This window comes from Faunimonas pinastri (assembly GCF_900110915.1).
GTDB lineage: Bacteria > Pseudomonadota > Alphaproteobacteria > Rhizobiales > Afifellaceae > Faunimonas > Faunimonas pinastri.
On the sequence record NZ_FOFG01000001.1, the window covers coordinates 540,051 to 566,442 of the forward strand.

Annotated in this window: 29 protein-coding genes; 12 read left to right on the plus strand and 17 right to left on the minus strand. The window is 67.2% G+C overall.

What is annotated here, in order from left to right; genetic code table 11:
* Positions 1 to 42: 42 nt before the first annotated feature.
* On the plus strand, positions 43 to 1,050 hold the full coding sequence (locus BMY25_RS02465; protein WP_092494971.1) for a Gfo/Idh/MocA family protein: 1,008 nt from the start codon (positions 43 to 45) through the stop codon (positions 1,048 to 1,050).
* A 10-nt stretch (positions 1,051 to 1,060) separates the two neighbouring features.
* Here the strand turns inward: BMY25_RS02465 and BMY25_RS02470 are convergent, their stop codons facing one another.
* The 4 genes from BMY25_RS02470 to BMY25_RS02485 all read right to left on the minus strand — a co-directional run bounded on the left by BMY25_RS02470 (position 1,061) and on the right by BMY25_RS02485 (position 5,476).
* The gene (locus BMY25_RS02470; RefSeq protein ID WP_092494972.1) at positions 1,061 to 1,594 is read right to left on the minus strand and encodes a metallophosphoesterase family protein; all 534 of its coding nucleotides are present in this window, start codon (positions 1,592 to 1,594) and stop codon (positions 1,061 to 1,063) included.
* Between the two features lie 289 nt (positions 1,595 to 1,883).
* On the minus strand, positions 1,884 to 3,410 hold the full coding sequence (locus BMY25_RS02475; protein ID WP_092494973.1) for a permease: 1,527 nt from the start codon (positions 3,408 to 3,410) through the stop codon (positions 1,884 to 1,886).
* Positions 3,407 to 4,216, minus strand: coding sequence for an ABC transporter ATP-binding protein (locus tag BMY25_RS02480; RefSeq protein ID WP_092494974.1), 810 nt, complete (start codon positions 4,214 to 4,216; stop codon positions 3,407 to 3,409). Before BMY25_RS02480 ends, BMY25_RS02475 begins: the two co-directional genes overlap by 4 nt.
* Positions 4,217 to 4,222: 6 nt before the next feature.
* Positions 4,223 to 5,476 (minus strand): aminopeptidase, encoded by a 1,254-nt coding sequence (locus BMY25_RS02485; RefSeq protein WP_092495178.1) that lies wholly within the window; start codon positions 5,474 to 5,476, stop codon positions 4,223 to 4,225.
* 260 nt (positions 5,477 to 5,736) lie between these two features.
* Here BMY25_RS02485 and araD1 point away from each other — a divergent pair, with 260 nt between their 5' ends.
* Both araD1 and BMY25_RS02495 read left to right on the plus strand, forming a co-directional pair.
* Positions 5,737 to 6,729, plus strand: coding sequence for an AraD1 family protein (gene araD1 / locus BMY25_RS02490; protein WP_092494975.1), 993 nt, complete (start codon positions 5,737 to 5,739; stop codon positions 6,727 to 6,729).
* Between the two features lie 17 nt (positions 6,730 to 6,746).
* Positions 6,747 to 7,388, plus strand: a complete 642-nt coding sequence (locus BMY25_RS02495; RefSeq protein ID WP_092494976.1) for an SGNH/GDSL hydrolase family protein — start codon at positions 6,747 to 6,749, stop codon at positions 7,386 to 7,388.
* A gap of 109 nt (positions 7,389 to 7,497) precedes the next feature.
* On the opposite strand, the gene BMY25_RS02500 is transcribed toward BMY25_RS02495, so the two are convergent.
* Positions 7,498 to 7,662 (minus strand): DUF1127 domain-containing protein, encoded by a 165-nt coding sequence (locus tag BMY25_RS02500; RefSeq protein ID WP_092494977.1) that lies wholly within the window; start codon positions 7,660 to 7,662, stop codon positions 7,498 to 7,500.
* 178 nt (positions 7,663 to 7,840) lie between these two features.
* On the opposite strand from BMY25_RS02500, the gene BMY25_RS02505 reads away from it, so the two are divergent.
* From BMY25_RS02505 to BMY25_RS02515, 3 genes are all read left to right on the plus strand, one after another.
* On the plus strand, positions 7,841 to 9,016 hold the full coding sequence (locus BMY25_RS02505; protein ID WP_238858114.1) for an esterase-like activity of phytase family protein: 1,176 nt from the start codon (positions 7,841 to 7,843) through the stop codon (positions 9,014 to 9,016).
* A gap of 72 nt (positions 9,017 to 9,088) precedes the next feature.
* Positions 9,089 to 9,790 carry a DUF3053 family protein gene (locus BMY25_RS02510; protein ID WP_092494978.1) on the plus strand — a complete coding sequence of 234 codons (702 nt, stop codon included), beginning with the start codon at positions 9,089 to 9,091 and terminating at the stop codon, positions 9,788 to 9,790.
* Between the two features lie 57 nt (positions 9,791 to 9,847).
* Complete coding sequence (locus BMY25_RS02515; RefSeq protein ID WP_092494979.1) at positions 9,848 to 10,645, plus strand: SDR family NAD(P)-dependent oxidoreductase; 798 nt, start codon at positions 9,848 to 9,850, stop codon at positions 10,643 to 10,645.
* A gap of 29 nt (positions 10,646 to 10,674) precedes the next feature.
* On the opposite strand, the gene BMY25_RS02520 is transcribed toward BMY25_RS02515, so the two are convergent.
* The 5 genes from BMY25_RS02520 to lgt all read right to left on the minus strand — a co-directional run bounded on the left by BMY25_RS02520 (position 10,675) and on the right by lgt (position 15,105).
* A complete protein-coding gene (locus BMY25_RS02520; protein ID WP_092494980.1) occupies positions 10,675 to 11,607 on the minus strand; it encodes a ribose-phosphate pyrophosphokinase in 933 nt (310 codons plus the stop codon).
* 125 nt (positions 11,608 to 11,732) lie between these two features.
* Positions 11,733 to 12,248 (minus strand): hypothetical protein, encoded by a 516-nt coding sequence (locus BMY25_RS02525; RefSeq protein WP_143061858.1) that lies wholly within the window; start codon positions 12,246 to 12,248, stop codon positions 11,733 to 11,735.
* 94 nt (positions 12,249 to 12,342) lie between these two features.
* Positions 12,343 to 13,146: a peptidoglycan editing factor PgeF gene (gene pgeF, locus BMY25_RS02530; protein ID WP_428976936.1), complete on the minus strand. Its 804-nt coding sequence runs from the start codon at positions 13,144 to 13,146 to the stop codon at positions 12,343 to 12,345.
* Between the two features lie 14 nt (positions 13,147 to 13,160).
* Positions 13,161 to 14,267 carry a class I SAM-dependent methyltransferase gene (locus BMY25_RS02535; protein ID WP_092494983.1) on the minus strand — a complete coding sequence of 369 codons (1,107 nt, stop codon included), beginning with the start codon at positions 14,265 to 14,267 and terminating at the stop codon, positions 13,161 to 13,163.
* 7 nt (positions 14,268 to 14,274) lie between these two features.
* A complete protein-coding gene (gene lgt, locus BMY25_RS02540) occupies positions 14,275 to 15,105 on the minus strand; it encodes a prolipoprotein diacylglyceryl transferase (RefSeq protein WP_092494984.1) in 831 nt (276 codons plus the stop codon).
* Positions 15,106 to 15,437: 332 nt separating this feature from the next.
* Here lgt and BMY25_RS02545 point away from each other — a divergent pair, with 332 nt between their 5' ends.
* The 5 genes from BMY25_RS02545 (at position 15,438) to BMY25_RS02565 (ending at position 18,542) form a co-directional block, all read left to right on the plus strand.
* Positions 15,438 to 15,755, plus strand: coding sequence for an accessory factor UbiK family protein (locus tag BMY25_RS02545; protein ID WP_092494985.1), 318 nt, complete (start codon positions 15,438 to 15,440; stop codon positions 15,753 to 15,755).
* 293 nt (positions 15,756 to 16,048) lie between these two features.
* Positions 16,049 to 16,549: a type III secretion system chaperone family protein gene (locus BMY25_RS02550; RefSeq protein ID WP_092494986.1), complete on the plus strand. Its 501-nt coding sequence runs from the start codon at positions 16,049 to 16,051 to the stop codon at positions 16,547 to 16,549.
* 7 nt (positions 16,550 to 16,556) lie between these two features.
* Complete coding sequence (gene proC / locus BMY25_RS02555) at positions 16,557 to 17,378, plus strand: pyrroline-5-carboxylate reductase (RefSeq protein ID WP_092495180.1); 822 nt, start codon at positions 16,557 to 16,559, stop codon at positions 17,376 to 17,378.
* Between the two features lie 128 nt (positions 17,379 to 17,506).
* Positions 17,507 to 18,199: a TetR/AcrR family transcriptional regulator gene (locus BMY25_RS02560; protein ID WP_092494987.1), complete on the plus strand. Its 693-nt coding sequence runs from the start codon at positions 17,507 to 17,509 to the stop codon at positions 18,197 to 18,199.
* Positions 18,189 to 18,542, plus strand: a complete 354-nt coding sequence (locus BMY25_RS02565) for a tRNA-binding protein (protein ID WP_092494988.1) — start codon at positions 18,189 to 18,191, stop codon at positions 18,540 to 18,542. Before BMY25_RS02560 ends, BMY25_RS02565 begins: the two co-directional genes overlap by 11 nt.
* Before the next feature lie 42 nt (positions 18,543 to 18,584).
* On the opposite strand, the gene BMY25_RS02570 is transcribed toward BMY25_RS02565, so the two are convergent.
* From BMY25_RS02570 to BMY25_RS02580, 3 genes are all read right to left on the minus strand, one after another.
* Positions 18,585 to 19,919 (minus strand): ATP-binding protein, encoded by a 1,335-nt coding sequence (locus tag BMY25_RS02570; protein ID WP_092495181.1) that lies wholly within the window; start codon positions 19,917 to 19,919, stop codon positions 18,585 to 18,587.
* Between the two features lie 125 nt (positions 19,920 to 20,044).
* Positions 20,045 to 20,713, minus strand: coding sequence for a response regulator (locus tag BMY25_RS02575; RefSeq protein WP_092495182.1), 669 nt, complete (start codon positions 20,711 to 20,713; stop codon positions 20,045 to 20,047).
* A gap of 47 nt (positions 20,714 to 20,760) precedes the next feature.
* Positions 20,761 to 21,300: a MarR family winged helix-turn-helix transcriptional regulator gene (locus BMY25_RS02580; RefSeq protein ID WP_092494989.1), complete on the minus strand. Its 540-nt coding sequence runs from the start codon at positions 21,298 to 21,300 to the stop codon at positions 20,761 to 20,763.
* A 162-nt stretch (positions 21,301 to 21,462) separates the two neighbouring features.
* Between BMY25_RS02580 and BMY25_RS02585 the strand changes: the two genes are divergently transcribed.
* The gene (locus tag BMY25_RS02585) at positions 21,463 to 22,368 is read left to right on the plus strand and encodes a branched-chain amino acid aminotransferase (protein ID WP_092494990.1); all 906 of its coding nucleotides are present in this window, start codon (positions 21,463 to 21,465) and stop codon (positions 22,366 to 22,368) included.
* 226 nt (positions 22,369 to 22,594) lie between these two features.
* Here the strand turns inward: BMY25_RS02585 and BMY25_RS02590 are convergent, their stop codons facing one another.
* From BMY25_RS02590 to uvrC, 4 genes are all read right to left on the minus strand, one after another.
* The gene (locus BMY25_RS02590; RefSeq protein WP_346432138.1) at positions 22,595 to 23,092 is read right to left on the minus strand and encodes a molybdenum cofactor biosynthesis protein MoaE; all 498 of its coding nucleotides are present in this window, start codon (positions 23,090 to 23,092) and stop codon (positions 22,595 to 22,597) included.
* Positions 23,093 to 23,094: 2 nt separating this feature from the next.
* The gene (gene moaD, locus BMY25_RS02595; protein ID WP_092494991.1) at positions 23,095 to 23,346 is read right to left on the minus strand and encodes a molybdopterin converting factor subunit 1; all 252 of its coding nucleotides are present in this window, start codon (positions 23,344 to 23,346) and stop codon (positions 23,095 to 23,097) included.
* Entirely contained in the window at positions 23,343 to 23,927 is a 585-nt protein-coding gene (pgsA, locus tag BMY25_RS02600; RefSeq protein WP_092495184.1) for a CDP-diacylglycerol--glycerol-3-phosphate 3-phosphatidyltransferase, read from the minus strand. The genes moaD and pgsA overlap by 4 nt, the downstream gene beginning before the upstream one ends.
* A gap of 156 nt (positions 23,928 to 24,083) precedes the next feature.
* Positions 24,084 to 26,360 carry an excinuclease ABC subunit UvrC gene (uvrC, locus tag BMY25_RS02605; RefSeq protein WP_092494992.1) on the minus strand — a complete coding sequence of 759 codons (2,277 nt, stop codon included), beginning with the start codon at positions 26,358 to 26,360 and terminating at the stop codon, positions 24,084 to 24,086.
* Positions 26,361 to 26,392: the final 32 nt, after the last annotated feature.

Sequence of the window (26,392 nt, forward strand, 5' to 3'; positions counted from 1 at the left end):
GGCCTGACGGGCCATAATGGGGCAAGACCAAGGGAGAGAAACATGGACGGAAAAGTCGCCTGGGGCGTGCTGAGCACGGCGAAGATCGGAACCGGCAAGGTCATCCCCTCCATGCAGAAGGGCAGCCGGACGGCGATCCAGGCCATCGCCTCGCGCAGCGAGGGGCAGGCGCGCGAGGTCGCCGACCTCCTCGGCATTCCGCGCGCCTATGGCAGCTACGAGGAACTGCTCGCCGATCCCGCCATCGAGGCGATCTACAATCCGCTGCCGAACCACCTCCATGTGCCGTGGACGATCAAGGCGCTGGAGGCGGGCAAGCACGTGCTGTGCGAAAAGCCGATCGCGCTGACGGCCGGGGAAGCCGAACAACTGGTGGAAGCGCGGGACCGCTCCGGCAAGCTCGTCGCGGAAGCCTTCATGGTGCGCTTCCATCCGCAATGGAGACGCGCCCGCGAGATCGTCCGCAGCGGCGAGATCGGCGAGCTCCGCGCGATCCAGACCTTCTTCTCCTACTTCAACGACGATCCCGGCAACGTCCGCAACATGGCCGATATCGGCGGCGGCGGGCTCTACGACATCGGCTGCTACGCCATCGCGTCCGCCCGTTTCATCATGGAAGCGGAGCCGGAGCGGGTCGTGGCGGCGCTGGACCGCGATCCCGCCTTCGGCACGGACCGGCTTTCCAGCGGGCTCGCGGTGTTTCCCGGCAACCGTCACCTGACCTTCACCTGTTCCACGCAGCTCGTGCCGTACCAGCGCGTGCAGATCTGCGGAACGAAGGGGCGGATCGAGGTGGAAATCCCGTTCAACGCGCCCCTGGAAATCCCGTGTCGCCTCAGGATCGACGACGGCAAGGACCTGTCCGGCGCCTCGGCGCGGGTGGAGGAAATGCCGGTCGCCGACCAGTATACCCTGCAGGGCGACGCCTTCTCCCGGGCCGTCCTCGGCGAAGAGCCGTGGGAGTTCCCGATCGAGGACGCCGTCGCCAACATGCGCATCATCGACGCGCTGTTTCGCGCCGGCAACGGTGGCGGCTGGCAAACGGTCTGAGGCGCGGAGCCTAGCGCGAGGCGACGTTCTCGTTGGCGGGGGAGCGCCTCCGCCGCGTCGTCACGACCGTGGAAAGCGACACCGGGCGGAAGTCCCAGACATCGACGCCGACATCATACTGGCCGGTGATCTTCTTCAGCTTGCCGTGGCTGTGGCCGTGCAGATCGAGACGGCCGCGGCTCATGCCGTTCCAGGTGCGGAAGGCGTAATGGCAGAGAACGAGGGGGCGGTCGTCCACCTCGATTTCCGCATAGTGCCCGATGCTTTCCCAGCCGGGCGCGGCCAGCGTGTCCGGTCCGTCATTGTTGCCGACGATGAGGTGCTTGCGGCCGTTCAGCGCAGCGAGGATTTCCCGGACGCGCTCCTGCGGCGGTCCCAAAGCGAAGTCGCCGAGATGCCAGATCTCGTCATCGGGCCCCACCACGGCGTTCCAGCGGGCGATCAGCTCCGCATCGTGGGTGTCGAGATCCGGGAACGGCCGGTGGTCGAACCGGAGCGCCCGCATGTCGCCGAAATGGGTGTCGCTGGTGAAGAAGACCGCCATCCCCTGTCAAAGTGCGGGAGGCCTTAGGGTTCCCGTCGCTGGCGCGGGGCAGGGGCCAAACGCAAAGAAGGGCTGCCGGAGCAGCCCTTCCATTGTCTACCGAGGTCCGCCAAAGCGACCCGGGCGCCTTGTTCAGGCGTTCTCGACAGAGGCGAGAACCCAGGTCATTGCGGCCGAAGCCTGCGGATACTGACAATGAGACACTGGATCACCTCCTTCCAATTGTTGACGACCACCCGAATGTGGGCCGCTTCGAAGGGGCGCGCAAGCCCCTCGCGGCGAGGCTCGATCACGTTTTCGGACTGAGCCAGCGCGTGCCGCCGAGGATCGCTACCGCGAGGAGCGCGGGGAAGAGGGCGAACCATGTGCCGGCTGCCGCGAGCGCGGCGGCGGAAGCCCAGGTGAGCGACGAGAACGCTTCGGCGAAGGTGGCGAGCCGCGATGAGGTCTGACGGCGGCGGAAATTGCTGCGCTTGGCCTGCGCCCGGAACCAGAGCTGGATGACCGTGGCCGCACCCGCCGCGATGAAGACGCCGGCCATCGAGACCAGTGCCACATAGGGCGAAGCGAAGGCCAGCGCGAGGACGAGCGGCGCGAAGATCAGCGCGATGCTGCCCATCACCGCCTCCACCTTGGCGCGGATCACGGCGCGCGGCCCGATCGGCGCGCTGGCGACCAGATCCGGCGCGTCCTCGCCGGAGATCGCCAGCCACGCCAGCCCGCCGCCGAGTTGCCCCGCCGCCATGACCATGACCGGCGCCAGCACCACCAGCGAGCCTGCGTCGTGGTAATTGCGCCAGAGCAGGAGAGCGGCGGGGAAGAGGTAGATCACCTGCATCAGCGTCTGCGAGATGAGCCAGGGATCGCGGATCAGCAGCGTCCATTCCTTGCGGCGAAGCGCGGCGGCCGGGGAGGCGATGCGGAAAGGCCTCCGGCGCGCGGAGCGGCGGGCGACCGGATGGGCCGCGCCGGAGGTTGCCGCCGCCTGCTTGCCGAGTTCGCCGGCCAAAAGCGCGGTCGTGGCGAAAAGCACGGCGAGACCGAAGGCCAGCGTTTCCAGGAAAGCGGGCACATCGCCCAGCATGGCGCGGGCGGGAGCCCAGAGCAGGCTTTCTTCGCCCGGCGCATGGGCCAGGAGCGCCGGCGATTGCAGCAGGGCCAGCCGCGAGAACGTGCCGCTGGAAAAGATCGCGACCGCCTGGATGCCGACCACGAAGCCGGCTCCGATCACCGCCGCCAGCACCTGCGCGGCAAAGCGTGTCCGGCGCGGCCCGAGCAGGCGGAAGAGCACCACGCAGACGATCACGGCCAGCGAGGTCGCGAGCGCGCTGAGCGCCGCGACGGTCGGATAGGCGAGGAGCCAGTGCGGCCCGCCGGTGAAGGCGAGGACGTTGATGAAGGAGCCGGCCAGCAGCATGGAGACGAGGCCGGACGACAGCGAAATCGCGCCGATGCGGACCGCGAAGATCTTTCGGGCCGGCAGCGGCGATGACAGGATCAGGTCGAGATCGGAGCGGGCGTAGAAGGCGCGCGTCACCGATTCCAGCGCCTGGGAAAGAACGAGACACCAGGAGAGGAAGACGCTGCCGGTGATCATCACCAGCGTCGCCCTGTCGGCGTGGGGGGCGAGGTGGCCGAACCGGCCGACCGTGGCGAAGGCGACGGCATGCAGGAATGCCGCGAAGATCAGGAGCAGGAGGATCACGCGCGGCGTGCGCCGGCGTCCCCCCGCCGACATCATGCCGACCCAGTCGCGCCAGGACAGGCGGATCTCGTGCCGGGCGATCCAGCCGAGCGAGCCGGGCCTGCCGCTCACCTTCCCGTTCTCTCCGACGCCCCGTCCGCGGAAACCGTTTCCTCCGGTGCCGAGACGAGGGCGAGAAACACCTCTTCCAGGCTCCGGCCGGCGCGGCCGGCGCGCTGCCGCAATTCCTCCAGCGTGCCTTCCGCGATCAGCCGGCCCTGCGCGATGACGCCGATCCGCTCGGCCATGCGTTCGGCCACTTCGAGGATATGCGTGGTGAGGATGACCGTGCCGCCGGCCTGTGCACGCTGCAGGAGCACGTCCTTGACCTGCCGGGCGGAGGCCGCGTCGAGGCCGGTCAGCGGCTCGTCGAGGATGATCAGCCGTGGATCGTGGACGAGCGCGCCGGCGAGCGCCACCTTCTGCCGCATGCCCTTGGAGAAGCCCTCGCAGCGCTCGTCGGCATGGGGGCCGAGGCCCAGCCAGTCCAGCAATTCGCGCGATTTCGCCTCCGCCGGTCCGGCCGGGAGGCCCCATAGGCCGGCCACGAACTCCAGGTATTCCAGCGGCGTCAGCTTGTCGTAGATCATCGGCTCGTCGGATACCCAGGCGGTGATCCGCTTGGCCGCGACCGGATCGGCGAGCGCGTCCATGCCGAAGATCGAGACGGAGCCGGCGTCGGGTGCCAGCAGGCCGGACACCATGCGCAGCGTCGTCGTCTTGCCCGCGCCGTTCGGCCCGAGCAAGGCGTAGAACTCGCCCGCCGCGACCGTCAGGTCGAGCCCGTCCACCGCCGGCCGCGTGAAGGTCTTGCGGAGATTGCGGACCTGCAGGGCAGGCGGGGGGACGGGCGCGTTCACGGGGGTCGGGTCCGGCAAGTCGCCTCAGGCCGCCTTGGTGACCCATTCGCCGCCGCGCATCAGCGGCTCCGCGCTGCCGTCGGCGTTGACGCCGTCCACGTCCACCTTGTCGGAGCCGATCATCCAGTCGATGTGGATGAGGCTGCGGTTCGCGCCCTTCTGCTCCAGCTCCGCTTCGGTCATGGAGAGGCCCCCGCGAACGCATTTCGCATAGGCCTGGCCGAGCGCGATGTGGTGGGATGCGTTTTCGTCGAAGAGGGTGTTGTAGAAGAGCAGGCCGCTGGCCGAGATCGGTGAGGAATGCGGCACCAGCGCCACTTCGCCCAGCCGGCGCGCGCCCTCGTCCGTCTCCAGCACCTTCTGCAGCACGTCCTGCCCGGTGCGGGCGCGCGCTTCGGCGATCTGCCCGCCCTCGAAGCGGACGGCGATGTCCTGGATCAGCGTGCCCTGGTAGGAAAGCGGCTTGGTGCTGGTGACGGTGCCTTCCACGCGGGCGCGGTGCGGGGTTGTGAAGACTTCCTCCGACGGGATGTTGGGATTGCAGACGACGCCGTTCTTGGCCTTCGTCGCGCCGCCCGCCCATTCGTGATCGTCGGCGAGGCCGACCTTGAGGTCAGTGCCCGGCCCGCGGAAATGCAGCGCGGAATACTGCTTCGCGTTCAGCATGGAATAGCGGGCGCGCAGCTCCGCATTGTGCTCGCCCCAGGCGGCGACCGGATCGGGCCGGTCGACGCGGGAAGCCGCGAAGATCGCGTCCCAGAGCTTGGCCACGGCCTGCTCTTCCGAAACGTTCGGGAACACGGCGCGCGCCCACGCGCTGGAGGCGAACGAGCAGATGGTCCAGTTGATGTCGAAGCCGGAGATCAGCTCCAGCGCCGGCAGATAGGCCTGCGAGCGCGCCCGGTTGGCGCGGGCCACCCTGGCCGGGTCCTGCCCGGCCAGGAGGTTTGGATCCTCGCCGGCGATGGCGAGACGCGCGGCGCCGCCCCGGAAGGCTTCCGCCATACCGTCGTAGAGCCACTTGGACGCCGTGTCGAAACTGTCGTCCGCGCCATGCTGGAAGCGCATCAGCGTCGACTGCTCGTCGCCGAAGATGGTGGTGACCAGCGACGCACCGGCCTTGTATGCGTGTTCCGTGATGCGCCGTACCAGCGGCACGGCTTCCAGCGGCGCGGTCATCACGAGCTGCTGGCCATGGGCGAGGCCCAGACCGACACGGACGGCGACTTCGGCCAGCTTGTCCAGTTTCTCTTCGTGGTTCATCGCGCTCTCGGCCATCTCGCCCGTCCTGCTCGCATCTTCTCGCGCCGGCATGACCGGCATCCGTTTCAGATCTAGAGCCCGGAGGCATGAAACGCCAGACTTGCCGCGGACGCGAATTCCGGTTTCCGGAGGACGCACAAGAATGGAACTGTCATCTGCGCCCGGAAGGGGCTGGCAAGGCGGCAGGGCTCGGTCTAGAGCTTGGAAAAGAGCGGGCCGGTGAGCCCAGCCGCGCTGCCGGGATAACCCGGCGCGATCCACAGAAGGGGAGAGGAATGCGTCTTATTCAGTTTCGCCAAGCCGATGGACAGCGCCGGGTCGGCGCGCTGACGGAGGGCTCGGCCGCGCCCCGGATCGTGCGCAATGCCGACAGCGTCCGCGATCTGGCGCTGGAAGCCCATCGCAGCGGCCGCTCGCTCGCCGCCACGGTCGAGGCGCATGGCTTCGGCGAGGCGGTCGATTACGACGCGCTGATTTCCGAGAAACGCCTGCTCGTGCCGCTCGATCATCCCGAGCCGTCGCATACCGTGCTGGCGCTGACCGGCCTCACCCATCTCGGCAGCGCCACGCAGCGCGACGCCATGCACACCAATCTCCAGTCGGAAAACCTCACCGACTCCATGAAGATGTTCAAGATGGGCATCGAGGGTGGCAAGCCGGGCGAGGGCGCCATCGGTGTTCAGCCGGAATGGGCCTACAAGGGCGACGGCTCCTGGGTCGTGCCGCCGGAGGGCGATATCGAGCTGCCCGGCTATGCCGACGACGGTGGGGAGGAGGCGGAGGTCGCCGGCCTCTACGTCATCGGTGACGGCGGCGAGGTGCTGCGCGTCGGCTATGCCATCGGCAACGAATATTCCGACCACAAGATGGAGCGGGTGAACTACCTCTTCCTCGCCCATTCCAAGCTGCGGCAATGCTCCTACGGGCCGGAACTGCTGGTGGGCGACCTGCCGGAAACCGTCGAGGGAACCGTCAAGATCCTGCGCGACGGCGGCGAGTTCTGGTCCGGCGACCTCATCTCCGGCGAGGCGAATATGTGCCACTCCGTCCGCAATCTGGAGCAGCATCATTTCAAGTATGCCCGCTTCCGCCGCCCCGGCGACGTGCATGTCTATTTCTTCGGGGCGAGCGCGCTCAGCTGTGCCGCCGGGGTCGAGACAAAGCCGGGCGACGTCTTCGAAATCAGCTCGCCCGTCTTCGGCCGCACGCTGCGCAACCGGCTGGTGGCCGGCGCGCCGGACGAGCCGATCCCGGTCGTGCAGCTCTGACGGGACGGAGAACGCCCATGCCGGTGGTTCTGTGCTTTGGCGATTCCAACACCTGGGGCAGCGCGACGGTGGAGCGGCCGGACGGGCGCTATGGCCCGGACGAGCGCTGGCCCGGCGTGCTGCAGGCTGAACTCGGGCACGAATGGCGGGTGGTCGAGGAGGGGCTGCCCGGGCGCACCACGATCTGCGACGATCCGGTCGAAGGCGTGGAGATGAACGCGCGGCCCTATCTCTTGCCGTGCCTGCTCAGCCACCGGCCGGTCGACGTCTTCGTCGTGATGCTCGGCTCAAACAACCTCAAGGCGCGCTTCGGCATGTCGGGGTGGGAGATCGCGGAAAGCGTCGGCACGCTGCTGAAGATCGTGCGGGGATCGCGGACGGGGCCCGGCGGCTCGGCGCCTCGGATGATCGTGGTCAGCCCGCCGCCGCTGCTGCGGGAGATGTCGCCGCGGCTCGGCCCGATGATGGAGGGCGGCTACGAGAAGTCGCTGCTCTTCAGCGAGGCTTACGCGCATGTCGCCGCCAATCACGGGGCGGAATTTCTGGACGGCGGCAAGGTGACGACGTCGAGCCGTTTCGACGGCCTGCATCTCGATCCCGAAGCCCATGCGGCCTTGGGCCGTGCGGTAGCGGAACGGATCGCCCCGAAGAGTCGGTAAGGCAGATCGGCCAGTCGGATCGACACGGGCAGATCGGCACGGGCAGATAGAGGGGGCGGGCGGCGCCTGAGCGCCGCGCCCGGTCGTTGAAGAGCCTGGAGAAACCGGCTTAGAGGTTCTGGGCAGCCCGGCGTGCGATGGCGTGGATGTCACCGCGCTCGAGGCCGAGTTCGCTCAGTTCACGCTTGTTCATGGATTCCAGCTCGCGAACCGTGGTGCGGTAGCGCTTCCAGCGCTGGATGGTGCGGTTGAGGCTGTTCAGGGACTTGGCCATGACGTGTTCCTTTCGAAGACACGCCTAAGATGGCATCAAATCCGGATCTTGTGCACTGCAGCAAAATGCATGACTGGTCTTCACTGGCGGAGGAACAGCGGCTCCTGCGCGGGGACCGAGACGTGTCGCGCAATGTGTGGATCGCCGCTGGACGGGACGCGGAATTGCGGAGAACGGGATGATCGAAACAACGAAGGGAATGAACGGCAAGGCTTCGCGGCGTCGGATCTCGGCGGCCCTAGTCCTCGTGGCATCTCTCGCTTCGCCTGCGGCAGGACAAGCTCAGGAGACGCATTCCGTCGGCTCGCTGCGCTTCATCGGCGAGCAGCGCATCCCCAACGACGCGATTTTCGAGGGTACGCTCGTCGGCGGCCTGTCCGGCGTCGACTACGATCCCCGGAACGGGCTCTGGTATGCGATCTCCGACGACAAATCGGAGAAGGCGCCGGCCCGCTTCTACACGCTGCGGCTGACCTTCGGGCTCGACGGTGTCGATCCCGTCGCCATTGCCGGCGTCACGACGCTGCGGCAGCCGGACGGCCGGCCCTTCGGCAACCTGCTGACCGCCGCGACGCTGGGCGGCGAGGTGCCGGACCCGGAGGCGCTCAGGGTCGATCCCGACGGCCATTCCCTGTGGTGGAGCAGCGAGGGCGCGGTCAAGCTCGGCCAGTCGCCGACGCTGCGGCAGGCGGCGATGGACGGCACGGCGAAGCCGCCTCTGCCGACCCCCGACATGTTCGCCGCCCACGCCGACGGAAAAAGCGGCGCGCGCGACAACCTTTCCTACGAAGGGCTGAGCTTCGCCCCGGACGGGCGGTCGATCTGGGTTTCCATGGAGGCCCCGCCGATCCAGGACGGGCCGGTGCCGACGCCCGATGCCGGCACGCTGACCCGCATCACCCGCTTCGACCGCGACGGCCGCATCCTCGGGCAGTTCGCCTATCCCGTGGACCCGATCCCGGCGCGTCCGACCGGTCACTTCGCCGACAATGGCATCAGCGACATCCTGGTGGACGGAGAAGACAGCATCCTCGTGCTGGAGCGTTCCGGCGTGGAGGCGGCCGACAAGAGCTTCGCCAATTACATCCGGCTCTACGAGGCGGACACGACCGGGGCGACGGATATCGCGGGCCTGCCCTCGCTTGCCGGAGCCGATGTCCGCCCGATGAGCAAGCGGCTGGTGCTGGACCTCAACACGCTCGGGCTGGACAGGCTCGATAATGTGGAAGGCGTGAGCTTCGGGCCGAAGCTGCCGAACGGCCATGACAGCCTGGTGCTCATCTCCGACAACAACTTCAACAAGAGCGAAGTGACCCAGCTTCTGGTCTTCGAGGTCATCCCGAAGGCGGAGTAGACGGTTAGGAGTTGGCGGGGAGGGGATCCGGCGTTAGATGCCGCAGTCCGTCACCCCGCCCGAGGAACCGAATTGATTCGCCTGAAGCGCATTCCCGCAATCTTCATGCTGCTCGCCTTCTGCATCTCGCTGACGGCTTGCGGCAACCCGGAAGCGGAGCAGCGCAAGTCGTTCATCGAGCTCCTGCAGGCGCAGATCGATCGTCCCGGCGCGGATATCGCGACGCTGACGCCGGACGCGACAAAGGCGCTCGGCCCCTATGCGGCGCAATATTCGGTGCTGACCGACTTCCACGCCGATTTCGTCGAGCATGTCGCCAGGCCGATGCAGCCGGCGGTGCAGAACGTGGCGATCGCCTCCGCGCAGGACCTGATGAGTCGTCGCGCCGATATCCGCAGCGCGCATGAGCAGGTGGAAGCGATCCGCTCCGCGCTGGAAGCCGCCGTTTCCAAGGCGAGCCTGCAGCGCTCCTCGCTGAAGCAGCCGGAGGACGTGGCGCCGGTCTATGCCAAGGTCTTCGACAAGGTCGTGAGCCGACCTGCGGAAGCCTATCGCGGCTTCTTCCCGCTGGTCGATGCGGCGGGGGAGAGCGATCATCGGCTCGGCGAGTTCCTGGACAAGAACTATGCCCGGGTCACCTTTAACGGCACGGAAATGGCCGTGAATCCGACGATCCAGCCGGAGCTCGAGCCGCTGATCAAGGATGCGCAGGACAAGGGGCAGCTGATGCTGGATGCCGCCCAGAAGCTTCAACAGGTCGTTCCCACGAGCTGACGGAACTCCGCCCCGCCGCTGCGGTTACCGCTCCCGACAACCGTCAGGGAGTGCAGCATGGATCTCGGAATCAGGGGGCGCACAGCGCTCATCACCGGCGGCGATTCCGGGATGGGGCTTTCCACGGCCGAGTTCCTGATCCGCGAGGGCGTGCGCATCGTGCTGAGCGACCGGAGCACGGATCAACTGCGAGACGCCGCGACGAAGCTGGAAGGCCTCGGCGACGTGCTGGCGGTCACCGCCGACCTCACGCGCCAGGCCGATGTCGACAAGCTGAGGCGGGCGGCGGAAGAGCGCTTCGGCGCGCCGGATATCCTCGTCCATGCCGCCGGCGTGACGGGCGCGACCGGCGATTTCCTCGATCTCGACGACGTGGCATGGGAGACGACGCTGCAGACAGACCTCATGGCGGCGGTGCGGGTCTGCCGCGCCTTCATCCCCGGCATGCGGATCGCCGGGTGGGGCCGTGTCGTGCTGTTTTCCTCCGAGGATGCCGTGCAACCCTATCCCGACGAACTGCCTTATTGCGCCTGCAAGGCGGCGGTGAACAACCTCGCCAAGGGCCTGTCCAAGGCCTATTCGCCGGACGGGGTCCTGATCAACACGGTCGCCCCGGCCTTCGTCGCGACGCCGATGACGGACAAGATGATGGAGAAGCGAGCGACGGAACTCGGCGTCTCCTTCGACCGGGCGGTGGAGAGCTTTCTCGACGAAGAGCGGCCGGGCATCGCCGCGAAACGGCGCGGCCGCGCCGAAGAGGTCGCGGCCGTCGTGGCCTTCATGTGCTCGGCCCATGCGAGCTTCATGACGGGCTCTAACGTCCGGGTGGATGGCGGCTCGGTGATGACCGTCTGAGAGGCGGCGAACGCCCCTCGCGACGGAAATCAGTCGAAGAGGCTGGAGACGGACTTTTCCAGTGCCGTGCGGCTGATCGCTTCGCCCAGCAGCGCGGCGATGGAGACCACGCGGATATTCGGCGAATCCAGCATGGCCTGCGTAGGCTCGATGGAATCGGTGATCACCAGCTCGCTCAGCTTGGAGCCGGCGATGCGGGCGACGGCGCCGCCGGAAAGCACGCCATGGGTGATATAGGCCATGACCGACTGCGCGCCCTTCGCCAGCAGGGCGTCGGCCGCGTTCACCAGCGTGCCGCCGGAATCGATGATGTCGTCGACCAGGATGCAGTTGCGGCCGCGTACGTCGCCAATGATGTTCATCACCTCCGACTCGCCCGGGCGATCGCGCCGTTTATCGACGATCGCCAGCGGCGCGCCGATGCGCTTGGCGATCGCGCGGGCGCGCACCACGCCGCCGACATCCGGCGAGACCACCATGACGTTGTCGACCTCGTAGCGTTCCTTGATGTCGTTGGTGAAGACCGGCGCGGAGAAGAGGTTGTCGGTCGGGATATCGAAGAAGCCCTGGATCTGCCCGGCATGCAGGTCGATGGTCAGCACGCGGTGCGCGCCGGCATGGGTGATCAGGTTCGCGACCAGCTTGGCGGAGATCGGCGTGCGTCCGGCGGCGCGGCGGTCCTGCCGGGCATAGCCGAAATACGGCAGCACCGCCGTGATGCGGCGCGCCGAGGAGCGGCGCAGCGCGTCGATAATGATCAGGAGCTCCATCAGGTTGTCGTTGGCCGGGAAGCTCGTCGACTGGATGACGAAGACATCCTCGCCGCGGACGTTTTCCTGCAGCTCGACGAAGATTTCCTGGTCCGCGAAACGCCGGACGGTACACTTGGCCAGCTCGAGATCGAGATATTGCGCGATCGATTGCGCCAGGACACGGTTCGAATTGCCGGCGACGATCTTCATCTGCTGGAGCTCCTTCGGCCGGGGATTGGGAGGATTTTACCCCCCGGCCACTTCAATACGGGCGGCGGCGTTCTATCAACCTGAGCTTTCCCCGACAACCGTTTCGGATCGGCTTGCACCGCTGATCAGCCTGCGTTCTGTGCAAGCCAGCCCTGCAAGGCGGCGAAAGTGCCCTGCGCGACCTGCATCAGGATGCCGGAATCGACCGCCGTCCAGGGATCGTCCGGGCGCCCGTTCGCCTTGGCCCGCCCGCTGATCCGGTAGACCCGTCGTCCGTCCGGCGTCGTCACGTCCCAGACATAGACGGCGAGCGTCCCGCCTCCGTCCGGCACGGCGGAAAGATAACCCTTGAGCCGGTAGGCCGCCGAGGAATCGTTTGCGCCGAGAAGGGTGACGCCGTTCGCCGACGCGGTGGCCGCCAGCATTTGCTGCAGCGACTGCGTCACGGCGACCGGTGCATCGGCGGGAGGGATCAGCGCAATCCGGACGGCATTCGTCGCGGGTGCGGCGGTCGCCGCGCCCGTCGAGGCCGAAACTCCGTCCGTCGTGGCGGGAGCCTGATGCGCGCAGCCCGCCAGCAGCAGCCCGCCGGCCAGGATCGGGCCGGCCAGCGCAAGCGGGAACATGGCTTTACAGGTCATTCGCGAGGCTCCTCGTGGGCGATGCTTCTAGCATGGAGGCCGAAGCGGGCCAACGCAGGGCAGCTATCCTGAGCCGGTTAATTTATGCGCTTGGTTACTGCCCGGCAGGATCGGCGAGCGTGATCGCGGCGATCAGCCGGCCGTAATCGCCTTCCTCGCGATGCGTCGTGCGGCGATAGGAGAAGAACCGCGTCTCGTCGGCATAGGTGCAGAGATCGAGGTTTTCCGCATGCCGCAGCCCCATCGCGGAGAGTCGGTTCAGGATATAGGCGGGGAGGTCGTAGAAGGCGTGGCCCGCCCGGTCGGACGCGCGGAAGAAACGCTGGTTGGCGGGGTCGTCGGCGACCAGCCGCGACACGAACTCCGGCCCGACCTCATAGGCCGCCGACGAAATCGTCGGGCCGAGCACCGCGACGATGCGCGACCGGTTGGCGCCCAGCCGCTCCATAGCGGTCACCGTTGACTCCAGCACGCCGGTGAACGCCCCTTTCCAGCCGGAATGGGCCGCGCCGATCACGCGGGCTTCCGCGTCGGCAAACAGCACCGGCCCGCAATCGGCCGAGCCGACGCCGATCGCGATCCCCGGTCGATCGGTCACGAGGGCATCGACCTTCGGGCCTTCGCCGGCCGGCCAGACCTCGTGGACGGCGACCACGTCGGGGCTGTGCACCTGATACGGCGTGGCAAGCCGGTCGGCTGGCACGCCGAGCCAGCTCGCGACGCGCGAGCGGTTTTCGACGACGGCCTCGCGGTCGTCGCTTGAGCCGAGGCCGGTGTTGAGACCGGCATAGATGCCCTCGGAGACGCCGCCCTCGCGCGTGAAGAAGCCATGGCGGATGCCGGGAAGCGCCTGAAGCGCCGGTGCCTCGATGGGGCGGACGCCGGCTTTTCTGCGGATCTCTTCGCTTGCGCTCATGTAGTGCTCCCTTGTTCCTCGGGCCGGGCAGGGGCGAACGGCGGCAGCGCCGCTGCGATCCCCGGTGCGGTCAAGGCGAGGACCTTGAAAAGGTTGCCCATCTGGTCCGGCCCGGCCAGCCGTTCCACCGCCGCGCGGATCGCCTCCTGCGCGGCCGCATCCTTGCCGGCGCCAAGCTGCCCCGCTCGCTGCAGAAGGCCCAGGTCGAGAAGAAAACGGCCCTGCGTCAACGGTCCGTGCGTTTGCGCGCCTTCCGCTTCGGCCCGGCGCCTCAGGGCCCCGAAATCCACATGCGCGGTCAGGTCCGCCTCGCCGGGCTCCGCCAGCGGATCGGCAAAGGCGTGGCCGCGCATCGCCTGCAAGGTTTCGCCCGGCGCCGATCGCTCGTGGCCGTAATCCACGACCAGCGCTCCGCCGCCATGCCGGCGGATGCGCCCGGCGATCTCGGCCATCACGGCATCGCCCGCCGGGCAGAGCTCGAGAATCGTGCCGTCCGGCGCGGCGGGCCCGTTATCGAGCCGGCCGGAGCCCAGCCCGAAGGCGAGGGCTCCATCCGGCCCAAGTCCCACCGCGCGCTCCTGCCAGATATCGCCCTGGCGCACATATTGCCGGATCGGCAGCGCGTCGAAGAATTCGTTGGCGACCAGCAGCAGCGGCCGGTCGTCCGGAATATCGGCGAGGCCGTCATGCCAGGCGACGGCCACATCGAAGCGGGCGAGCGCCTCCTTCTGACGCGCGCGCAGCACCGGGCTCGTTTCCACCATGTGCACGCTCACCGCGTCCGAAAGACCGGGAACGCGGCGGAAAACGCGGAGGATGTCCGCGGTCAGCGTGCCGCGGCCGGGGCCGAGTTCCACGAGCCGGACGGGCCGGGGCGCGCCACCCCGCTGCCAGGCATAGGCCAGCCACGCGCCCAGGATCTCGCCGAACATCTGGCTGATTTCCGGCGCGGTGGTGAAGTCGCCGGCCGCTCCCAGCGGGTCGCGGGTGATGTAATAGCCGTGCTCGGGATCGCCGAGGCAGAGCGCCATGTACTCGGCGATGCCGAGCGGTCCCTGCTGCCGGATCAGGCGGCGGATCTTTTCCGCCAGCTCCGTGCTCATGCCGGTTTCATTCGGCGGCCGGCTTCCGCCGCAGCGACCAGACGATCGCGCCGACGCCGATCAGGATCATCGGCACGGAGAGGATCATGCCCATGGTCAGGAAATCGGCGATGAAGCCGAGCTGCGGGTCGGGCTCGCGGAAGAACTCGCTGAAGATCCGCGCCGCGCCGTAGAGCGCGATGAAGGCGCCGCCGGTAACGCCGGGATAGCGCAGGCTGCGGTAGTAGTGGGTGAGGACGCGCAGGATCAGGAACAGCACGACGCCTTCCAGCGAAGCCTCGTAGAGTTCGCTCGGATGACGCGGTACGCCAACGGGATCGGTCGGGAAGATCATCGCCCACGGCACGTCGGACGGGCGGCCGTAGAGTTCGCCGTTGATGAAATTGGCGATGCGGCCGAAGAACAGGCCAAATGGCGCTACCGCCGCCGCAACGTCGATCAGCGCGAGGATCGGGAACTTGCGTACGCGAGCGAAGACGACGATGCCGAGGATCACGCCCAGCATTCCGCCATGGAAGGACATGCCGCCCTGCCAGAGACGGAAGAAGCCCAGCGGGTCGTCCAGGAAGTGACCGGGCTGGTAGAAGATCGCGTAGCCGAGCCGGCCGCCCAGAATGATGCCGAGCGTCGCCCAGGTCAGGTAATCGTCGACGTCGCGCACGGTCAGCGGCGCCTGTCCGCCCGCCCAGAGCCGCCCGTTCTGGACCAGTCGGCGGGCATAGAACCAGCCGAGCAGGATGCCGACGAAATAGGCGATCCCGTACCAGCGCACAGCGAGCGGACCGAGATGGACGGCCACCGGGTCCATTACCGGGAACGGGATGACGAAAAAGGGCATGGTGATTCCGGTTCGGCCTGAAGCGCGCGGACCATGCCTTTGCGGGCCGAAGCGGGTCAAGCGCCCCGCCGCCGCAGGCGAGCGATCGTCTTCGGCGCGGGACGAGCGGGAAGGGGCCCGGCGAGATGGCCAGGCAGGGAACGGCCGCGATGCCCCAGGGGCCGCCAAGGTGCTTGCTTGCACTTGCGGGGCCGGACCTCTATCTAAAGCCTCGGCGGCGTCCTGTGTTCCAGGATGCGCCCGGCAATGCGCCTGCCGAATGTTCAAGGCCGGAACCAGGACCCATCGAGGTTGGAAGCGTTTAATCCCGACCCCGCGGAGTATCAAGAGCCATGACCCAGACTTCAAGCCGTCTCATGGACGAGTTCGCCAAGATGATGACCGACGCCGCCGGCGTGGCCCAGGGCATGCGGCGCGAGGTGCAGACGGCGTTCCGTTCCCAGGCCGAGCGGTTCTTCAGCGAACTGGACATGGTCCAGCGCGAGGATTTCGAGGCGGTACGGGAAATGGCGGCGAAGGCGCGCGACGAGAACGACGCGCTCCGCGTTCGCCTGCAGCGGCTGGAAGACCGTCTGGCGAAGCTGGAAGGCGGCGCCGACGTGCATCCCTCGGCCCTGCAGGGTTCGACGCCCACCGTGGACCTGGACTGAGCTATCTCGCAGGCCCTGTCCCGTATCAGGCCGCTGCTCACCGCCGCGGAGTGCAAAGGCGGTCTTCGGCATCCGGTCGAGGTCGCCTTTCCCCGTGGAAAAGATCTTCCGTTCCGTCGTGATGCTGTTGCGCAGGGGTGATGCCCTTATAGTCGGACGTGAATGGAGATTCGTTTGTCAGAAATAGCGACGTGCGACCGAAGAACTGGCTGCCCGCAATGCAAGTCTCGGTTTCGCGAAGTCGGCCCCGGCGAACTGTTTCTGTTTTCCTCCTCTTGCCGTGAGGATATTCAATGACTCTCATCGACATGGACATGTCTCTCACAGCCAACCCCGTTGATGTCGCCGAGCAGATCGCCTCGTCGCACGACTGGTCCTTCGACCGCTCCGGCGACGACGAGATCACGATCTCCGTTTCCGGCAGCTGGTCCGACTACAATCTTTCCCTGTCGTGGATGGAGGAGCTGGAGGCGCTGCATCTCGCCTGCGCGTTCGAGTTCAAGGTTTCCGAGCGTCGCAAGACTGAAGTGATGCGCCTGCTGGCGCTGGTCAACGAACAGCTCTGGCTCGGTCATTTCGATCTCTGGCAGGCCGAGGGCCTCGTCATGTACCGCAACGGCATGCTGCTGACGGAAGGTGTCGAGGCGGGCTCCGGCCAGCTGGAAGCGATGCTGGGCGCCGCCGTGGATGCCTGCGAGCGCTACTATCAGGCCTTCCAGTTCGTGATCTGGGCCGGCAAGACGCCGGAAGAGGCGCTGGCCGCCGTTCTGTTCGAGACCGTTGGAGAGGCCTGAGCCCGACATCATGCTGGAACGTGCCGAGCCGCTCTGCCTTCTCGGGGCGGGCAAGATGGGAAGTGCGCTGCTGAACGGCTGGCTGGGCTGGGGTTTCGATCCCGGCGCGGTCACCGTGGTCGATCCCGGCCTCGATGCGGCGCGCCGGACCGAGTTCACCGATCGCGGCATCACCGTCGTCTCCTCCATGGAAGAGGCGGGAACGCGCGAATTCAGGGCGGTGCTGCTGGCGGTGAAGCCGCAGATGATGGGCAACGTCCTGCCTTCCACCGGGGTGATCGCCGGGCCGGAGACGCTGGTCGTCTCCGTCGCCGCCGGCATCCGGCTGGATATGCTCGGTGCCGCCTTTCCCCGCTCCGCCGTGGTGCGCGCCATGCCGAACACGCCGGCGCAGGTCGGCATGGGGATGACCGTCGCCATCGGCAACGAGCGCGTGACGTCGGATTTCCACGCTCTCGCGGGTGCGCTTCTGGAAGCGGTCGGCAAGGTCGCGTGGATCGAGGACGAGAGCCTGATGGACGCGGTCACCGCCGTTTCCGGTTCCGGCCCCGCCTACGTCTTCCTGCTCGCCGAATGCCTGGCCGAAGCCGGGCGCAAGGCGGGCCTGCCGGCGGATCTCGCCGAGACGCTGGCGAACCAGACGGTGGCGGGCGCAGGCGTTCTGCTGGACGGCGGCGCCATTCCGGCCGCAACGCTGCGGCAGAACGTGACCTCGCCCAACGGCACGACGGCCGCCGCTCTCTCCGTGCTGATGGCGGATGACGGGCTGCAGCCGCTCATGGATCGGGCGGTCGAGGCCGCTCGCCTGCGCTCGATCGAACTCGGCTGAGCCGCGCCGGGCCGGGCCGGATCGACCTGGATCGAGGCGGGGATCCTCGGGGTCAGGCTTGCGGGTTCAATCTCCCGCCCGTTCGCCCTATGTAGGGAGGCTCGGCGAGAGCATCAGAGGAACGTGCCATGGCTACCCAGAAGACCCGTGACAAGATCATCGATGCCTTTCTTCAGCTCGCGGCGGAGCGCTCCTACTCGGACGTATCGCTGGAACGGATTGCCGAGCGCGCGGGCACCTCTCTGAAGGTGCTGCGTGGCTCCTACGACAGCCGCACCGCAATCCTCGCCGATTTCCTTCGCCGCACCGACGAGCTCGTGCTCGCCGAGCTCGATCCCGATCTGGTCATGGAAGCGCGCCGCGAGCGGCTTTTCGATATTCTGCTGTCGCGCTTCGAGGCGCTGCTGCCCTCTCGCGATGCGGTGCGCGGCCTGGCCGGCTCGGCGCTCCGGGATCCGCTGCTGGCGCTGGAACTGAACCGGCTGACCACGACCAGCATGGGGTGGATGCTGAATGCCGCCGGCATCACCGCTTCCGGCCCGGCCGGCATGGTTCGGGCGCAAGGCCTGACGCTGATCTGGGGCGCGGTGATGCGCGTGTGGCTGCGCGACGACGATCCGGGCATGGCGCGCACCATGGCCGAGCTCGACCGGCGCCTCAAGGATGCGGAACGCAATGCCACGCGGCTGGACCGCCTGGGCAATCTCGTTTCCGGGCTGATCCCGCGCCTGCCGAGCCGGCTGCTCTCGCCGCCGGTCAAGCGCGAGGCGAGCGAGCCGAACCCGCAGCCCGACGCCGACGAGATGGTCGATGCCGGCTGAGGCCGCCGCGCCCGTCACCTTCGACGATTTCCTCAAGGTCGATATCCGCGTTGGCGAAATCGTCGAGGCCATGCCGTTCCCGGAGGCGCGAAAGGCCGCCTTCAAGCTGGTGATCGACTTCGGTCCGGGGATCGGCCGCAAGCGGTCCTCCGCCCAGATCACCCGGCACTACAGCCCGGAGACCCTGGTTGGGCGTCGCGTGATGGCGGTGATCAACTTTCCGCCCCGGCAGATAGGCCCCTTCATGTCGGAAGTGCTGACGCTTGGCGTGCCGGATGCGGAGGGCGAGGTCGTGCTGCTCGTGCCGGAGCGCGACGTGCCCTTGGGCGGGCGGTTGTTCTAGGGGCGATCGACCCCAAGCCGGGCTTCCCCTCCGCCGGGTTCCCTAGGCCGGAATTCGGAGCACCGCACTGAGGCCGCCGAGCGAGCTTTCACCCAGCGCGATGTCGCCGCCATGGCTGCGGGCGATGTCGCGGGCGATCGCCAGCCCCAGCCCGGTGCCGCCGGCATCGACGTTTCGCGCCCGGTCGAGCCGGTAGAACGGCCGGAACACGGTTTCCAGCTCCTCCTCCGGGATACCCGGGCCGTCATCGTCGATGGTGATGGTCAGCCAGCCGTCCAGGTGCCGCCCGCGCACTTCCACCGTGTCGGCGTATTTGCCCGCGTTGCCGATCAAATTGGCGAGGCAGCGGCGGAATGGCGTCGCGCGGACCAGCACCTGTGGCGCGCCCTCGAAGGAAACGCTGACCCGGTCGCCGGAGCGGCGCGCGTTCTCGGCCAGATCCTCCAGCAGCGCCGGCACGTCGACGCCTTCGCTGGCTTCCCCGGCATCGCCCTTGGCGAAGGCCAGGTAGTCCTCCAGCATGTGGCGCATTTCGACCACGTCGCCGCGCAGCGCGTCCGTTTCAGGCGTTTCGTCCAGCATGGCGAGGCCCAGCGTCAGGCGCGTCAGGATGGTGCGAAGGTCGTGGCTGACGCCGGACAGCATGGTGGTGCGCTGCTCGATCTGCCGCTCGATGCGCTCGCGCATGTCGAGAAAAGCCTGCGAGGCCTGGCGCACCTCGCGCGCCCCGCGTGGGCGGAAACTCCGGACCGGGCGGCCCTTGCCGAAATTCTCCGCCGCTTCGGCCAGCACGAGGATCGGCTTGATCTGGTTGCGCAGGAAAAGCAGCGCGATGGCGATCAGCACCAGCGAGGTCCCGACCATCCAGACGATGAAGATATGCTGGTTCGAGGGAAGGGTGCGGCTGCGCGGGGCGAAGATGCGCAGCACGTGGTCCTTCAGGCTGATGCGGATCTCCACCATGTCGGAATTGCCGACCGTGTCGATCCAGAACGGGCGGTTGATGCGCTCGCGGATCTTGTCGGAGAGCGTGCTGTCGAGAATGGAGAAGAAGGGCTTCGGCGCCGGTGCAGGCAGCGGCTCCGGCGGCAGCACGGAGATGGAGAGCCCCAGCGCGTCGCCGGAAAGCTGTTCCACCTGGGAGAAGCGCTCGTCCTGCGGATAGGTCTCGATCACCTCGATGATCGCGGCGATATCGCGCGTCACCGCGTCAGAGAGCTTTTCCGTGACGTTCTGCAGCTGTCGCTCGATGAAGACGTAGGCCACCACCGATTGCAGGATCACGATGGGCAGGACGACGATCAGGATCGTGCGGGGATAGAGGCCCTTGGGCAGGTGCTCGAAAAGTCCGCCCCAGGTCCGGCGCAGGACGCGCATCTGACGGACGGTGCGGGATACCCGGGGATGAGCGACCGCGCGGCCGAGCTTTTCCCGAAGCTCGCGGGAATGCGTGCGCAGCCGCGTGGCGAATTCGCCGGTGAGGGGCATGGACGAGCCTCGGCCTAGTCCGCCAGCAGGCGGTAGCCGATACCGCGGGTGGTCTGGAGATAGACGGGGTTGGACGGATCCACCTCCAGCTTGCGCCGGAGCCGGTTGATCTGGACATCCACGCCGCGCTCGCCGCCGCCTTCGTTGTCGAGGAATTCATGGCGGCGGATGGTGATGCCCGGGCGCGAGGCGAAGAGCCGGAGAATGTCCCGCTCGCGGTCGGTGATGCGGACGACCTCGTCGTCACGCTTCAGCTCTCCCCGATCGATATGGAAGCTGAACGGGCCGAACTGCACGGATTCCGCGCCGGTGGGCGCGGGGGCCGCCGCGCCGCGCTTCAGGATGTTGTTGATGCGGAGCAGCAGTTCGCGGGGCTCGAACGGCTTGGCCAGGTAATCGTCGGCACCGACCTCCAGCCCCTCGATGCGCTCGGCCGGCTCGGAGCGCGCGGTCAGCATGAGGATCGGCACGTCGGAGGTTTCGCGCAGGCTGCGCGCAAGTTCCAGGCCCGTCTCCCCCGGCATCATGATGTCGAGGATCAAGAGGTCGAAGGTCACCAGCGAAAGCTGCCGGCGCGCATCCTGCGCGGAGGCGGCGGCGCTGACGCGGAAGCCGTTCTTGCCGAGGAAACCCGTCAGCAGGGTGCGGATGCGGTTGTCGTCGTCCACGACCAGCAGGTGCATGGCCTCGTCGGGCGGTCGCCCCGCCAGGCCGGCGATCCGGGTTTCGCTCACCGCTTCTTCTCCGGCATGTCCTGCTTGAGGGCGACGCGGGCGGCGGTCGGCCGGTGTTCGCTGTCGATCATGTTGAAGAGAAAGGACAGGATCGTCGCCCGGTTCTCCGGCGAAACGTCCTCGAGTGCGCGGCGGATCCGGCGGTATTGCGGGCTTTCCAGCTTGCTGTTCAGCGCCTTGCCCGAAGGGGTGAGGAAGAGCAGCCGCTGGCGCCGGTCGCGCAGGCCCGGTTTCTGCTCGATGAAGCCGAGATCGACAAGTTCCTTCAGCACGCGGCCGAGGCTCTGCTTGGTGACCTGCAGGATGTCGAGCAGGTCGGCGACGGTGAGGCCGGGATTGAAGTTGACGAAATGCAGCACCCGGTGGTGCGCGCGGCCGAAGCCGTAGGGCGCCGAGATCTCGTCCGGGTCGGACACGAAGTCGCGATAGGAGAAGAACAGCAGCTCCATTACGTCCGTTACGTCGCGCCCCTCGTCGCCGTCGGACGATGCGGAACGGGACTCCGCGAATTCCACTGCATTAATAATGTCAGCCATATTGACGTATTTGGGCCCGCTTGGTAGTGAACTCGTACCGCGACGAAATCAGCACTATAATGCTTAATTCGCGGTCCAGCGAAACACCATTCCGGCGCATTCGCTTCGATAACAGTAGGGACCCCATCGCTTCAGGAAAAGCGGGGGTCTGGAGGTTTAGACATGGCTGGCGTTCCCTTCGATCAGATGACAGGCAAGATCTGGTTCAACGGCTCTCTCGTTGAATGGGCGGACGCGCAGGTACACGTACTGACCCATGGCCTCCACTATGCCAGCTCCGTGTTCGAGGGCGAACGCGCCTATGGCGGCGAGATCTTCGCACTGCGCGAGCATACCGAACGCCTGCACGAAAGCGCCCGGATCCTCGATTTCGAGATTCCGTACAGCGTGGAAGAGCTGGAGGCGGCAAGCCGCGCGGTCCTCAAGGCCAACAACTTCGTCGATGCCTATCTGCGCCCGATCGCCTGGCGCGGCAGCGAGATGATGGGCGTCTCGGCGCAGGCCAACACGATCAACGTGGCGATCGCCGCCTGGCAGTGGCCGTCCTACTTCAACCCGGAAGAGCGCCGGAAGGGTATCCGTCTCGACTTTGCCGAGTATCGTCGTCCCGACCCCCGCACCGCTCCGTCCAAGTCGAAGGCGGCCGGCCTCTACATGATCTGCACCGTCTCCAAGCACATGGCCGAGAAGAAGGGCTATGCCGACGCGCTGATGCTCGACTGGCGCGGCCAGGTGGCGGAGACGACCGGAACGAACATCATGTTCGTGAAGGACGGCGTGCTGCACACGCCGCTGCCGGATTGCTTCCTGAACGGCATCACGCGCCAGGCGGTGAGCAAGCTCGCCCGCAAGCGCGGGATCGAGGTCATCGAGCGGGCGATCATGCCGGAGGAACTGGGCAGCTTCCAGGAAGCCTTCCTCTGCGGCACCGCCGCGGAAGTGACGCCGGTGTCCGAGATCGGGCAATACAAGTTCACGCCCGGCGAAATCACCTTCTCGCTGATGGACGACTACATGAAGCTGGTCGATCCGAGCCTGGAAGAGAAGAAGCTCGCAGCCGTCGGCTGAGCTTTCTCGCAAAAGCAGAAACAGAACGCCCGCCGTTTCGGCGGGCGTTTTCGTTCCGGGGCTGTCTTGAGCGCGGGAGGAGGGCCATCGCGATCAGGACTTCCGATCGCGTCTCCGATCAGGTGCGTAGCGTCAGGCTCCCGGGTGGCTCCCGCTTCGGGCACTCGCGTCAGGCCGGTCTCGCCCGAGCCAGTCTCGCCCGGGCCTGCTTCGCCCGGAACTGCGGTCAGGCCCAGCGATCCGCCGCCTGCTGGTCGGTATCCTTGTGCTCCACCCACTCGCCCGTGGTGCCGTCCTTCAGGTGCTCGCGCTTCCAGAAGGGAGCTCGCGTCTTCATGAAATCCATCAGGAATTCCGCCGCCTGGAAGGCCGCGCCGCGATGGGAGGATGCGGCGAGCACCAGCACGATAGGCTCGCCCGGCGCGATCTTGCCGTAACGGTGGATGCAGGTGACGCCGAGAAGCGGCCAGCGCTCGCGCGCCACATTGGCGATCCGGGCGATCTCGCCCTCCGCCATGCCGGGATAATGCTCGAGCTCCAGCGCGGCGAGGCGGCCGCCTTCGTCGCGGCAATAGCCGATGAAGCTGACGACGGCGCCGATATCGGCTCGCCCGTCGGCGAGCTTCGCCGTCTCATCGGCGATGTCGAAGATGCCGTTCTGGACGCGAACGATGACGGGCGTTTCCCCGGCGATGTCCGTTACGTGCGCTGGGGCGTCCGGCACTGTCAGCCGCCCGTCATCGGCGGGAAGAACGCCACCTCGCGCGCCCCGGCGATGGGCGTCGCATGGTCCACATGCTCCTGGTCCAGCGCAGCGCGGATCACGTCGGGCTCGGCAAAGGCTGCGGCATAGCCTTCGTCGCGGCGTGCCAGCCAGCGGATCAGCTCGGCCACGGTCACCACATCCGCCGGAAGATCCAGATCCTCGGCGGCGGTGCCTATCCGCTCCCGGACCCAGGCGAAATAGCGCAGCCTCATGCCGTTCTCGCGAGATGCTTCAGGGCCGCGCGGAAATAGTCGAAGCCCGTATAGAGGGTGACGATCGCGGCGATCCAGAAGAAGGTGAGGCCGAGATCGATGATCATGCCGCTGCGCGCTCCCTGGATGGCGGGCGCGACCAGCAGCGCGGCGAGGGCCACGAGCTGCAGCGTCGTCTTCCACTTGGCCAGCCGGGTGACGGGCAGGCTGACGCGCAGCTCCGCCAGGAACTCGCGCAGACCGGAAACGAAGACCTCGCGCATCAGCACGATGATCGCCGCCCAGATCGACCAGCCCGTCAGCATGCCGTCTGCCACCAGTACCAGGATGGAGACGGACACGAGCAGCTTGTCGGCGATGGGATCCAGCATGCGGCCGAGACTCGACTGCTGCTTCCAGAGCCGCGCGAGATAGCCGTCGAAATAGTCCGTCACGCTGGCGGCGACGAAGATGAAGAAGGCGATCCAGTGGGCCCAGTCGTTCGGCACGAAAAAGGTCGCGCCAACCAACGGGGAGGCGGCGATTCGTCCGTAGGTCAGGATGTTCGGGATGCTGAAGGCGTGAAGGGGCGCCGGTCGCATCGCGCTTTCGGTCTGGGTCACCGTGTCGTCAACCATGTTTTGCCGCAGGGCGGAGAGTCAGTCGGACCATCCTGTCCGGTCTTCCGTCTTAATGCACCCTGAGCGTGGAAAAGGCGAGACACCCTTCGTGCATGGGTGTCACGACGATGTGACGCATCAGGCGCTCTCGTGGAAATGATCGTAGATCGCCTCCGCCATGGCGCGCGAGATGCCCTCCACGGTCACGAGGTCGTCGAGGCCGGCGCGGCTGACCGCCTTGGCCGTGCCGAAATGGCGGAGCAGCGCCTTCTTGCGCGAGGGGCCGATGCCGGGAATCTCGTCCAGCGGATTGCGGCCCATCTCCTTCTTGCGCCGGGCGCGGTGCGAGCCGATGGCGAAGCGGTGGGCTTCGTCGCGCAGGCGCTGGATAAAATACAGCACGGGATCGCGCGGCGGCAGCATGAACGGCGAGCGTCCGGGCATGAAGAAGGTTTCCCGCCCGGCCTCGCGATCGCGCCCCTTGGCGATCGAGACCACCGGCAGGTCGGTCAGCTCCAGCTCCTTCATGATCTCCATCACGGCGGAAAGCTGGCCCTTGCCGCCGTCGATGACGACGAGGTCCGGCCAGGGGCCGAGCCCTTCCGCCTCGCGGTCCTTCACCTGCTCGGGCCCTTGCGTCGGGCGGGGCCCGTTTTCCTTGAGGAGACGGGAGAAGCGCCGCTTCATCACCTCGCGCATCATGCCGTAATCGTCGCCCGGCGTGATGTCCTCGGAGCGGATGTTGAACTTGCGGTAATGCGTCTTGGAGAAGCCTTCCGGCCCCGCCACGATCATGCCACCGACCGCATTCGTGCCCATGACGTGGCTGTTGTCGTAGACCTCGACGCGGCGCGGCGTGGCGGGGAGGCCGAAAACCTCGCCTATTCCCGTGAGCAGCCGCGCCTGGCTGGACGTTTCGGCGAGCTTGCGCCCCAGCGCCTCGCGGGCGTTGGTCAGCGCGTGGTCGACCAATTCCTTCTTCTCGCCCCGCTGCGGCACGCTGAGCTGCACGCGGTGACCGGCATGTTCGCAGAGGGCCCGCTCCAGCAATTCGCGATCCTCGAAATCGTGCGAGATCAGAATCAGCTTCGGCACCGGCTTGTCGTCGTAGAACTGCGCCAGAAACGCGCCGAGAACGCCGTCGGCTTCCTCGCTCTTGTCGGCCTTGGGAAAATAGGAGCGGTTGCCCCAGTTCTGGCCGGTGCGGAAGAAGAACACCTGCACGCAGGAAAGCCCGCCGTCCTGGTGGATGGCGAAGACGTCGGCTTCCTCCACCGTTTGCGGGTTGATGCCCTGGTGCGACTGGATGTGCGAAAGCGCCGAGAGGCGGTCGCGGTAGATGGCGGCGCGCTCGAAATCGAGATCGTGCGAGGCCGCCTCCATCGTGCGGGCGAGATCCTCACGCACCTTGCGGCTGGAACCGGAGAGGAACTCCTCCGCCTCGCGGACGTAGCCGGCATAATCCTCCAGCGCGACCTCGCGGGTGCAGGGACCGGAGCAGCGCTTGATCTGGTGCAGCAGGCAGGGCCGCGTCCGGCTCTCATAGACGCTGTCGGAGCAGGTGCGGATCAGGAACGCCTTCTGCAGCGCGGTGATCGTGGTGGCGACGGCGCCAGCGGAGGCGAACGGGCCGAAATAGCTGCCCTTGCGCTTGCGCGCGCCGCGATGCTTCAGGATCACCGGCGCCTCGTGGTCGTCGGCGATCAGGATATAGGGGAAGGACTTGTCGTCGCGCAGCAGCACGTTGAAGCGCGGCCTGAGGCGCTTGATGAGGTTCGCCTCAAGCAGCAGCGCCTCGGTCTCGGTGCGCGTGCGGACGAAGTCCATCGCGGCCGTCGAGCGCACCATCCGCGCGATGCGGTTGTTGAGGAGGCCGGTCCGCGTGTAGTTCGCGACGCGCTTCTTCAGGCTCTTCGCCTTGCCGACGTAAAGGACGTCGCCGTCGGCGTTCATCATCCGGTAGACACCGGGCGCGTTGGGCAGCGTCTTCACCGCCGCGACGATGACCTCCGGGCCGACATTGCCGGAAACGCGATTGTCCCAGACGATGTCGGAGCCGACATCGACGGCCGGAACATCCGCATCGTCCGACGCGGGGTCTTCCTCGTCGTCCGACGCGAGGTCTTCCTCGTCGTCCGACGCGAGGTCTTCCTCGTCGTCCGACGCGAGGTCTTCCTCGTCGTCCGAGCCGTCGGAAAGATCGTCTCCCAGGTCGGCATCGAGTTCGTCGGCAAGATCGTCGTTCTCGACAGAGCGCTCGAACTCGACTGCCTCCGCCGCGAGTTCGTCCCCGGTCGGTCCGGCATCCGTTTCCGGGAGCGCCGTTGGATCGGAGGAGGCGCGCGGCAACTCCGGCTCTAGGCCGGCTCTGGGATCACCCGGAATGTCTTTGGTCTGGTCGGTCACGTCGTTCATGTACGTGTGCTGTGCGGGACGGGCAAGCGAGC

Bases quoted from the DNA above. Each gene is read 5' to 3' on its own strand.
- BMY25_RS02465 (WP_092494971.1), top strand. From the start codon at position 43: ATGGACGGAAAAGTCGCCTGGGGCGTGCTGAGCACGGCGAAGATCGGA.
- BMY25_RS02470 (WP_092494972.1), bottom strand. From the start codon at position 1,594: ATGGCGGTCTTCTTCACCAGCGACACCCATTTCGGCGACATGCGGGCG.
- BMY25_RS02485 (WP_092495178.1), bottom strand. From the start codon at position 5,476: ATGGCCGAGAGCGCGATGAACCACGAAGAGAAACTGGACAAGCTGGCC.
- araD1 (WP_092494975.1), top strand. From the start codon at position 5,737: ATGCGTCTTATTCAGTTTCGCCAAGCCGATGGACAGCGCCGGGTCGGC.
- BMY25_RS02495 (WP_092494976.1), top strand. From the start codon at position 6,747: ATGCCGGTGGTTCTGTGCTTTGGCGATTCCAACACCTGGGGCAGCGCG.
- BMY25_RS02500 (WP_092494977.1), bottom strand. From the start codon at position 7,662: ATGGCCAAGTCCCTGAACAGCCTCAACCGCACCATCCAGCGCTGGAAG.
- BMY25_RS02505 (WP_238858114.1), top strand. From the start codon at position 7,841: ATGATCGAAACAACGAAGGGAATGAACGGCAAGGCTTCGCGGCGTCGG.
- BMY25_RS02515 (WP_092494979.1), top strand. From the start codon at position 9,848: ATGGATCTCGGAATCAGGGGGCGCACAGCGCTCATCACCGGCGGCGAT.
- BMY25_RS02520 (WP_092494980.1), bottom strand. From the start codon at position 11,607: ATGAAGATCGTCGCCGGCAATTCGAACCGTGTCCTGGCGCAATCGATC.
- BMY25_RS02525 (WP_143061858.1), bottom strand. From the start codon at position 12,248: ATGACCTGTAAAGCCATGTTCCCGCTTGCGCTGGCCGGCCCGATCCTG.
- BMY25_RS02535 (WP_092494983.1), bottom strand. From the start codon at position 14,267: ATGAGCACGGAGCTGGCGGAAAAGATCCGCCGCCTGATCCGGCAGCAG.
- lgt (WP_092494984.1), bottom strand. From the start codon at position 15,105: ATGCCCTTTTTCGTCATCCCGTTCCCGGTAATGGACCCGGTGGCCGTC.
- BMY25_RS02545 (WP_092494985.1), top strand. From the start codon at position 15,438: ATGACCCAGACTTCAAGCCGTCTCATGGACGAGTTCGCCAAGATGATG.
- BMY25_RS02550 (WP_092494986.1), top strand. From the start codon at position 16,049: ATGACTCTCATCGACATGGACATGTCTCTCACAGCCAACCCCGTTGAT.
- BMY25_RS02560 (WP_092494987.1), top strand. From the start codon at position 17,507: ATGGCTACCCAGAAGACCCGTGACAAGATCATCGATGCCTTTCTTCAG.
- BMY25_RS02565 (WP_092494988.1), top strand. From the start codon at position 18,189: ATGCCGGCTGAGGCCGCCGCGCCCGTCACCTTCGACGATTTCCTCAAG.
- BMY25_RS02570 (WP_092495181.1), bottom strand. From the start codon at position 19,919: ATGCGCGTCCTGCGCCGGACCTGGGGCGGACTTTTCGAGCACCTGCCC.
- BMY25_RS02575 (WP_092495182.1), bottom strand. From the start codon at position 20,713: ATGCACCTGCTGGTCGTGGACGACGACAACCGCATCCGCACCCTGCTG.
- BMY25_RS02580 (WP_092494989.1), bottom strand. From the start codon at position 21,300: ATGGCTGACATTATTAATGCAGTGGAATTCGCGGAGTCCCGTTCCGCA.
- BMY25_RS02585 (WP_092494990.1), top strand. From the start codon at position 21,463: ATGGCTGGCGTTCCCTTCGATCAGATGACAGGCAAGATCTGGTTCAAC.
- moaD (WP_092494991.1), bottom strand. From the start codon at position 23,346: ATGAGGCTGCGCTATTTCGCCTGGGTCCGGGAGCGGATAGGCACCGCC.
- pgsA (WP_092495184.1), bottom strand. From the start codon at position 23,927: ATGCGACCGGCGCCCCTTCACGCCTTCAGCATCCCGAACATCCTGACC.
- uvrC (WP_092494992.1), bottom strand. From the start codon at position 26,360: ATGAACGACGTGACCGACCAGACCAAAGACATTCCGGGTGATCCCAGA.